Below are 6,884 nucleotides of genomic sequence, written 5' to 3'. Positions count from 1 at the left end.
AACCCCCCCCCCCCCCCCCCCCCTCTCCTCCCCCCCCCCCCCCCCCCCCCCCTCTTTCCCCCCCCCCCCCCCCCCCCCACCACCCTTCCCCCTGTCCGCCCCGTCTGGAGAACCGCCCATGCGCACCCGCCTCCGCACCCGTAGCCGCATCCGCACTCGCAGCGCTCTGTACGGCCTGCTCGCCGGCCTGCTCCTCCTGGGCGCGGGCCTCCTCTCCGCCGGCCCCGCCGCGGCCGCGGACAACGGCACCTGGGGCGTCTTCCCGACACCGCCGGCCGGTGCGCAGATGACCGACCGCGCGTACTTCTTCCACCAGGGCGAGGCGGGCGGCACCATCACCGACAGCGCGACGATCCTGAACTCCTCCGACAAGGAGCTGACGTTCCAGGTCTTCGCCACCGATGCCGTGAACACCCCGGTGGGCGGCGCCTTCGCGCTGCTGCCGGTGGAGACCGCGCCCAAGGACGTCGGAACCTGGATCGCGCTGGCGCCGGAGGCCGCGACGACGGTCACCGTGCCGCCCAAGGGCCGCAAGGACATCCCGTTCACCGTGAAGGTCCCGGCGGACGCCACGCCCGGCGACCACGTGGGCGGGATCGTCGCCCTCAACACCGCCGTGGAGGGGGTGCAGAAGGAGGGCAAGGTCCAGGTCGGGGTGAAGCGCTCGGTGGGGGCCCGGCTCTACTTCCGCGTCCCCGGGCCGGTGACCCCGGGGCTGAGCGTGGAGGACGTACGGGTCGACCGTGCGGCTCCGCTGCTGCCCTGGGTGAAGGACGCCCGCGCCAAGGTCACCTACACCCTGGTCAACCGCGGCAACGTGGTCGTCGAGCCGAAGGTGCGGGTCACCGCCGAGGGGCTGTTCGGGCGCACGGTGCTGGACCGGCCGGCCCGCGAGCTGAAGCTGGTGCTGCTGCCCGGCCAGCGCATCGAGCTGACCGAGGACTGGGCGGACGCGCCTCAGTTGGACTGGGTCACCGTCAGGGTCTCGGCCGGGGCGTCGCTCCACCCCGGCCTCGATTCCGGCTCGGAGGCTGATTTCCTGGCCGTTCCGTGGCCCGCCCTGGGCGCCGTCCTGGTGCTGGCGGGCGCCGCGATCGCCCTCTGGGTGCTGCGCGTGCGGCGCCGCGCCGGGGCCGAAGAAGCGGAACCCGCACCGGACTTGGCTGGGGCCCGCTGACCCGCGAGGGTGTCTCCGGGTGGTGGCATCCGGCCATCACCGCTACGGGGAGGCACCAGCCATGGAACACCAGCACAGCGAAGGCCGGCCCGACCAGCCGGCCCGCGACCGCGCCCGTCCCGACCGGCGGGTGGTGCTCGCCGGGGGACTGGCCGGAGCGGCGGCCCTCGCCCTCGGCGCCGCCGAAGGGGCGCACGCCGCGGGGCCGGGACCGGCGGCCCTCGGGACGCCCGGCCCGGCGCTCGGCCCGGCGCCCGACCAGGCCCTCGGCCCGGCCCGCTCCGCGACCAAGGGCGCGGGCCTGCTGACCCGCATCGAGCGGACGCTCGGCACCGGCACCGCCGTCTACCTGCCCGGCGACGGCTGGATACGCCTCACCCTCCCGCTCGCCGACGGCGGCCCGGCCCCCGTCACCGTGGACGTGGTCGCGGACACGGCGCGGCCGCCGCGCGGGATCGCGTACCTGCTGCCCGGCGGCGGGCTGAACTTCGGCGCCGACTTCTTCACCCCGGGCGGACCCGGCGACCACAACCTCGCCCACGAGCTGCGCCGCCAGGGCCTGTTGGTCGTCGGCGTGACCCCGCGCGAGGACGCCGCGCAGGCCGCCGACATCACCGCCGACCGGGGCCTCGCCGCGCACCGCCGGGATCTGGCCAAGGTGGTGGGCGCGCTGGACTCCGTACTGCGGCTGCCGTACCAGTACGCCGGGCACTCCGCCGGCGGCGCCCTCGCGCTGGACGCGGCCTCGCACGACGGCTCCGCGCGGCTGCGGCGGGTGGTGGTCCTGGACACGACCGGGCCGTACACGGGCGATCTGGCCGTACGGGCGGCCCAGACGCGGGACGTGTACGCCGGGCTCCTCGCCCGCGGTACCTACGCGGTGGACCCGGGGCTGGCCGGGCTGGTCGCCCGGGCCGTCTCCGACCCGGGCGGCGCCTCGCCCGTACCGTGGCCGCCGGACCCCGCGCAGCGCTTCACCAACGCCGGGCTGGCCCACTTCGCGCTGATCCGCACCTCCGTACTGCCCGGCGCGGCGAACTGGATCTACACCCGGGGCCACAGCGCGGGGAGTTACTCCTTCGGCGCGGCCCCGGCCGAGGACCGGTTCACCCTGGCCCACACCACGCTGGCGACCTGGCACGCGGCGACCGCCGCACTGGGCAGCGGCCTGCTCCCGACGTCCCTGATGCGGGACCTGGCCGCGGTCTGGGCGGGCGACGAGAGGACGTACCGGATCGACTGGGGCCGGATCGGCGCCGAGGTGGTCTGGGTCAACACCGAGCTGGGCCGCGGCGACCACCCGCGCGGCCCGGAGCTGATCCGCGCGGCCGGCAACAAGCGCGTCGCGTACTCGGTCGTCCCGGGCTACGGCCACGGCGACGCGGTCTGGTCCGCCACGGCCGCGCAGGACGTCTGGTCCCTGCTCTGACCCGGTAGACGCACTCGCCCCCCGCGTGAGGGTTGCGGGGGGCGAGCGGTCGGCGGGTCAGGAAGGGATCAGTGGTTGCGCGGGAAGCCCAGGTCCACGCCGGCCGGGGCGTCGGACGGGTCCGGCCAGCGGGTCGTGACGACCTTGCCGCGGGTGTAGAAGTGGATGCCGTCGTTGCCGTAGATGTGGTGGTCGCCGAAGAGCGAGTCCTTCCAGCCACCGAAGGAGTGGTAGCCCACCGGCACCGGGATCGGGACGTTGACGCCGACCATGCCCGCCTGGATCTCCAGCTGGAAGCGGCGGGCGGCGCCGCCGTCGCGGGTGAAGATGGCGGTGCCGTTGCCGAACGGCGAGGCGTTGATGAGCGCCACGCCCTCCTCGTAGGTCTCGGTGCGCAGCACGCACAGGACCGGGCCGAAGATCTCGTCGCGGTAGGCGTCGGAGTCGGTCTTGACGTTGTCGAGCAGCGACAGGCCGATCCAGTGGCCGTTCTCCTTGCCCTCCACCGTGTAGCCGGTGCCGTCGAGGACCACGTCCGCGCCCTGCGCGGCCGCGCCCTTCACGTACGAGGCGACCTTGTCGCGGTGGGCGGCGGTGATCAGCGGGCCCATCTCGGAGGTCGGGTCGTTGCCGGGGCCGACCTTGATCTTCTCGGCGCGCTCGCGGATCTTCTCGACGAGGGTGTCGGCGATGGACCCGACGGCCACGACGGCGGAGATCGCCATGCAGCGCTCGCCGGCCGAGCCGTAGGCGGCCGAGACCGCCGCGTCGGCGGCCGCGTCCAGGTCGGCGTCCGGGAGGACCAGCATGTGGTTCTTGGCGCCGCCCAGGGCCTGGACGCGCTTGCCGTTGGCGGCGGCGGTGGTGTGGATGTGGCGGGCGATCGGCGTGGAGCCGACGAAGGAGACGGCCGCGATGTCGGGGTGCGCGAGCAGCGCGTCCACCGCGACCTTGTCGCCGTGGACGACGTTCAGCACGCCCGCCGGCAGGCCGGCCTCGGTCATCAGCTCGGCCAGCTTGTTGGCGGCCGACGGGTCCTTCTCGCTCGGCTTGAGGATGAAGGTGTTTCCGCAGGCCACGGCCAGCGGGAACATCCACATCGGGACCATCGCCGGGAAGTTGAACGGGGTGATGCCCGCGACCACGCCGATCGGCTGGCGGATGGAGGAGACGTCCACCCGGCTGGAGACGGACGTCGACAGCTCGCCCTTGAGCTGCACGGTGATCCCGCAGGCCAGCTCGACGATCTCCAGGCCGCGCGCGACCTCGCCCAGCGCGTCGGAGTGCACCTTGCCGTGCTCGGCGGTGATCAGTTCGGCGATGGCGTCGCGGTTGGCGTCCAGCAGGGCGCGGTAGGCGAACAGCACCTTGGTGCGGGCGGCCAGCGAGGACTGGCCCCAGCTCTCGAAGGCCTCCTTGGCGACCTGTACGGCGGCGTCCACCTCGGCGGCCGAGGCGAGCGCGACCTGCGTGGTGACCTCGCCGGTGGCCGGGTCGGTGACCGGGCCGTAGTTGCCCGACGCGCCCTCGACGGTCTTGCCACCGATCCAGTGGTTGACGGTCTTCATTGCCTTGCTCCTTCACAGATGGCGACGTCGCTGCGCGGCTTGCCGGTCGTACTCTTCGCGGGCTCGCACCGCCGACGCACGGGTCGCGGTCTCGGCCACAGGAACATCCCACCACGCCTGTGCCGGGGGTGGGCCCGACACAGTGTCGGGTGTTCGGGTCTGTGCGTAGACACATGTGGGACGGTCCGCCGCGCGCGCCTCCGAGAGGGCTTTGCGCAGGTCACCGATGGTGCGGGTACGGATCACAGCCATCCCGAGGGAGGCCGCGTTGGCGGCGAGGTCCACGGGCAGCGGCTCCCCGGCGTACGAGCCGTCCGCCGCCCGGAAGCGGTACGCGGTGCCGAAGCCCTCGCCGCCCACGGCCCCGGACAGGCCTCCGATCGAGGCGTAGCCGTGGTTGTCGAGGATGACCAGCCTGACGGGGAGGCCCTCCTGGACCGCCGTGACGATCTCGGTCGGGTTCATCAGGTACGTCCCGTCGCCGACCAGCGCCCACACCGGCCGGCCGGGCGCGGCCAGGGCCACCCCGATCGCGGCGGGGATCTCGTAGCCCATGCAGGAGTAGCCGTACTCGACGTGGTACTGGTCGGGCGAGCGCGGGCGCCACAGCTTGTGCAGGTCGCCGGGGAGGGAGCCGGCGGCGTTGATCAGGATGTCGGTGTCGTCGACGACGGCGTCCAGCAGCCCGAGCACCTGCGCCTGCGTCGGCGGGGCGTCCTCGTCCTCGTCGGGGACGGCGTACGCCCGGTCGACGCGGGCCTCCCAGTCCGCCTTCGCCGAGGTGTAGGCCGCCTCGTAGGCCGGGTCCACCCGGTACCCGGCGACGGCGCCCAGGAGTTCTGCGAGCGCCTCGGCCGCATCGGCGACCAGGGGGCGGGCGGCCAGCTTGTGCGCGTCGTACGGGTCGAGATTGAGGCCGACGAAGCGCACCGCGGGGTTGCGGAACAGGGTCGCCGAGGCGGTGGTGAAGTCCGTCAGCCGGGTCCCGGCGGCGATGACGAGGTCGGCCTCGCGGGCCAGGCCGTCGGCAGTGGCGCTGCCCGTGTGCCCGATCCCGCCCACGTCGGCGGGGTGGTCGTGGCGGAGCGCGCCCTTGCCCGCCTGCGTGGACGCCACCGGGATGCCGGTGGCGTCGGCGAATGCCGCCAGGGCGGCCTGCGCGCCGCTGTGCCGGATCCCGCCGCCGGCGATGATCAGGGGCCGCGCGGAGCCCCGTACGGCCTCGGCGGCCTCGGCGAGCTCCCGGCGGTCGGGCCTGGGCCGGCGTACGCCCCAGACCCGCTCGGCGAAGAACTCCTCAGGCCAGTCGTACGCCTCGGCCTGTACGTCCTGCGGCAGCGCGAGGGTGACGGCGCCGGTCTGCACGGGGTCGGTGAGCACCCGCACGGCCTGGAGGGCGGCGGGGACCAGGGCCTCGGGACGGGTGATCCGGTCGAAGTACCGGGAGACCGGGCGCAGGGCGTCGTTGACGGACACGTCCCCGGCGTACGGGACCTCCAGCTGCTGGAGCACCGGATCGGCGGGCCGGGTGGCGAAGGTGTCCCCCGGGAGCAGGAGCACCGGGATCCGGTTGACGGTGGCGAGGGCGGCGCCGGTCACGAGGTTGGTGGCGCCGGGTCCGATGGAGGTGGTGACGGCGTGGGCGGAGAGCCGCCCGCACTGGCGGGCGTACCCGACGGCGGCGTGCACCATGGCCTGCTCGTTGCGCCCCTGGAGGAAGGGCATCTCCTCGCCGCCCGCCTCCAGGAGGGCCTGCCCGATCCCGGCGACGTTCCCGTGGCCGAAGATTCCCCAGGTCGCGGTGACGAGGCGGCGGCGGTGCCCGTCGCGTTCGGTGTACTGGCGGGCGAGGAAGCGTACGAGCGCCTGCGCCACGGTGAGCCTCACTGGGGGTCCTCCGTGCGGTGGAAGGGCAGCCGGGGGTCGATGTCCTGGCCGGGCCAGGTGGACCGGATCCAGCCGTGGTCGGGGTGGTCGCGGATCAGCCACTCCCGCGTCCGGTCCGGGCCGGCCATCACATTGAGGTAGTACATGTCGTGGCCGGGGGCCGCGATGGACGGTCCGTGCCAGCCGTCCGGGATGAGCACCGCGTCACCGGTCCCCACCTCGGTGAGGATGTCGGTCTTCCCGGCCGGGGACGGGCTGACACGCTGATAGCCGACTCCGGGCGTGTCCCCGTGCGGGGCGATCTCGAACCAGTAGATCTCCTCCAGCCGGGACTCCTCGCCGGGGTGGTGCTCGTCGTGCTTGTGGGGCGGGTACGAGGACCAGTTCCCGCCGGGGGTGAGCACCTCGACGGCGATGAGCCGGTCGCAGGCGAACACCCCGGCGGCAGCGAAGTTGTTGACCTGCCGGGAGCACTGCGCGGCGCCGCGCAGCTCGACGGGAACGCCGGCCGCGGGCCCGTACCGGGCCGCGAGCCGCTCGTCGCACCGGGCCCCCGCGAGCGCGAACCGCCCGCCGGCGGCGGACCGGATCTGCGCCCGCGCGTCGCGCGGCACGTACGCGAAGTCGGTGACGGCATCGAACACCCCCGTCCGGCCGTGCAGTTCGAAGACCTCCGGTGCGTCGCCGGGGGCAGCGCCCCGGCAGCTGACCTCGCACGCGCCCGACAGCGGGAGCACGATCCACTCGGCGTCCCCGCACTCGTGCGCGTAATCCTCCCCCGGCTCCAGGGACAGCACCCGCAGCCGGGTGAAGGCCATCTCCC

General features: G+C 74.3%; 5 protein-coding genes. 2 read left to right on the top strand and 3 right to left on the bottom strand.

The window, feature by feature from the left end; genetic code table 11:
* Nucleotides 1–118: 118 nt before the first annotated feature.
* Together ACZ7GJ_RS22445 and ACZ7GJ_RS22440 are read left to right on the top strand one after the other, a co-directional pair.
* Entirely contained in the window at nt 119–1,177 is a 1,059-nt protein-coding gene (locus ACZ7GJ_RS22445; protein WP_470754078.1) for a WxL protein peptidoglycan domain-containing protein, read from the top strand.
* A gap of 61 nt (nt 1,178–1,238) precedes the next feature.
* The gene (locus ACZ7GJ_RS22440; protein ID WP_470754077.1) at nt 1,239–2,606 is read left to right on the top strand and encodes a hypothetical protein; all 1,368 of its coding nucleotides are present in this window, start codon (nt 1,239–1,241) and stop codon (nt 2,604–2,606) included.
* Nucleotides 2,607–2,674: 68 nt separating this feature from the next.
* Here ACZ7GJ_RS22440 and ACZ7GJ_RS22435 read toward each other — a convergent pair whose 3' ends face one another.
* Genes ACZ7GJ_RS22435 through iolB form a run of 3 tightly spaced genes read right to left on the bottom strand, consistent with a single transcriptional unit; the run spans nt 2,675 to nt 6,879 of the window.
* The gene (locus ACZ7GJ_RS22435; RefSeq protein ID WP_470754075.1) at nt 2,675–4,174 is read right to left on the bottom strand and encodes a CoA-acylating methylmalonate-semialdehyde dehydrogenase; all 1,500 of its coding nucleotides are present in this window, start codon (nt 4,172–4,174) and stop codon (nt 2,675–2,677) included.
* Nucleotides 4,175–4,186: 12 nt separating this feature from the next.
* On the bottom strand, nt 4,187–6,061 hold the full coding sequence (gene iolD, locus ACZ7GJ_RS22430; RefSeq protein WP_470754074.1) for a 3D-(3,5/4)-trihydroxycyclohexane-1,2-dione acylhydrolase (decyclizing): 1,875 nt from the start codon (nt 6,059–6,061) through the stop codon (nt 4,187–4,189).
* Entirely contained in the window at nt 6,058–6,879 is an 822-nt protein-coding gene (gene iolB / locus ACZ7GJ_RS22425) for a 5-deoxy-glucuronate isomerase (protein WP_470754089.1), read from the bottom strand. The genes iolD and iolB overlap by 4 nt, the downstream gene beginning before the upstream one ends.
* Nucleotides 6,880–6,884: the final 5 nt, after the last annotated feature.

The sequence above is a fragment of the Streptomyces sp. NPDC037242 genome (assembly GCF_055604165.1).
Note: the sequence above shows the minus strand (reverse complement) of the source record. Positions and strands in the feature narration are given on the sequence as shown.